Below are 2,038 nucleotides of genomic sequence, written 5' to 3'. Positions count from 1 at the left end.
GCGCGGCGCGGGGGGGGCCGGGGATGTCCCCCTCGGGGTGGGGCTGGCCCACCAATGCGGTTTTGGCGGCGCCCTTCACGTGCGCCCCGAGCGGGAACACGCCGTAGCCACGCACCTCCGGCAACCCGGCCCGCTGCAGCAGCCGCAACGCGTAGCCGCCCGCCCCGACGAACACGAACCGCGTGCGCACCCGAAAACGCCTGCCGCTGTCCAGGTCTCGTCCGCGCACGGTCCAGAGCCCGTCCTTGCCCCGGGTGAGTCCGGTGATCTCGCGATGCAGCCGGACCGCGTTGCCCGCCGCGCTCATCGTCGACAGCAGCGACCTGGTCAGCGCACCGAAGTCGATATCGGTGCCCGCGGTGTGCCGGGTGGCCGCCATCGCCTCGCCGTCGGCGCGCCCGCGCACGAGCAGTGGCGCCCACTCGGCGATGACGGCGCGATCCTCGCTGTACTCCATGCCGGCGAACGCGGGCTGGTCGCGCAGTGTCGCGTACCGCTGCCGCAGATAGGCGATGTCGCGGTCGCCGAACACCACCGTCACGTGCGGGGTCGCCGTGACGAAGGTCGTGGGGTCGAGCTCGCCGCGGCGGGCCAGCGCCGACCAGAACCGCCGCGAGAGCTGGAACTGTTCGGCGATCCCGGCCGCCTTGCCACCGTCGCGCGGATCGGGCATGTAGTTGAGCTCGCACAGCCCCGAATGCCCGGTGCCCGCGTTGTTCCAGGGATGACTGCTCTCGGCGGCCGGTTCGCCGAGCCGTTCGAACAGGGCGATCGACCAGTCCGGCGCGAGCGTGCTGAGCAGTGCGCCGAGCGTGGCGGACATGATGCCGCCGCCGATCAGCACGGCGTCGAGAACGTCGTCGCCACCGGCGGATTCGGGGTGGATGGGTGTCGTCTCGGTCATCGTCGAACCTCCCGTGAGCTGTGTATCGCCATCGTCACGCCGAGGGGAGTGATCCGTCCAATGCGGAATCGTCGAAGATATGATCCGAATATGGATGATTCAGGCGACGGGGGAGCGCAGGCCCTGGCACCGCTGCTGGCGGCCTTCGACGCGGCGGCCGACGCAGGGCACTTCACCAGGGCGGCGCAGCGGCTCGGGGTGCCCCAGTCCTCGCTGAGTCGCCGGATCAAGACGATGGAGCAGACGCTGGGAGTGGCCCTGTTCCAGCCGGTCGGGCGCGGCGTGACGCTCACCCCGCAGGGACGCGAACTCTACGAAAACACCCGTGGCCTGGTGCGCGCTCTCGACGACGCCGTGCGCCGGGTGCGCGCCGACGCCGATCCCGACAGCGGCCTTGTCCGCTTCGGCTTTCCGCTCACCCTGGGCCCGGTGAGCATTCCGACGCTGCTGGCGCAGTTCCACACCAGGGCGCCGAGGATCCGGCTGCACCTGGTGCAGGCGCACGGCGAGGCGCTGGCCGAGCAGGTCCGTGACGGCCGGCTCGATCTGGCGGTGATGATCCCGCCGCCCGCCGATCTGCCGACGGTGCCGCTCGGCAGGCAGCGCATCGACTTGCATGTGGCGCGCACGCACCCGCTGGCAGGCCGTGCCAAGGTCGACCTCGCCGAGCTGGCCGACGCGGCCTTCATCGCGAACCCGCCCAGCTATCAGCTGCGATCCCTGCTCGATTCCTGGTGCGCCGCTGCGGGTTTCATGCCCCGGGTGCTGTTCGAGATCACCGAATTCGAGACCCTGCGCGAACTGGTCGCGCTCGGTCTCGGCGTCGCGCTGCTGCCCGCCGCGGAGATACCGCATCCCGATCTGGCGGTCGTGCCCATCGATGGCGAACGCGACCGCGAGATCGGCCTGGTCTCGGGAGACCATGGGCCGACGCTCGCGGTCGCGCGGCTTCGGGATTTCCTGATCGCGCACACGGCGCGGATCAGTCTGTAGTGCGGATCAGTCCTGGGCGACACCGGCGTCGACGCCGCGGGCGGCGAGCCCCGGGTGCGGGGCGATCGGGGCGCCGTAGAGTGAGCCGGCCGGCACCTGCAACACGTAGTTAAAGTGGGGGCCGGTGGACTGGCCGCGGTT

General features: G+C 71.1%; 2 protein-coding genes. One reads left to right on the top strand and one right to left on the bottom strand.

Annotation, left to right across the window (positions count from 1 at the left end; genetic code table 11):
- Positions 1-904: FAD-dependent oxidoreductase (locus ACFWPJ_RS11765; RefSeq protein WP_378849902.1), on the bottom strand; the 904-nt coding region annotated here is incomplete at its 3' end.
- A 90-nt stretch (positions 905-994) separates the two neighbouring features.
- Between ACFWPJ_RS11765 and ACFWPJ_RS11760 the strand changes: the two genes are divergently transcribed.
- On the top strand, positions 995-1,897 hold the full coding sequence (locus ACFWPJ_RS11760) for a LysR family transcriptional regulator (RefSeq protein ID WP_378849900.1): 903 nt from the start codon (positions 995-997) through the stop codon (positions 1,895-1,897).
- Positions 1,898-2,038: the final 141 nt, after the last annotated feature.

This window comes from Nocardia sp. NPDC058497 (assembly GCF_042720195.1).
Classification (GTDB): Bacteria; Actinomycetota; Actinomycetes; order Mycobacteriales; family Mycobacteriaceae; genus Nocardia.
Note: the sequence above shows the minus strand (reverse complement) of the source record. Positions and strands in the feature narration are given on the sequence as shown.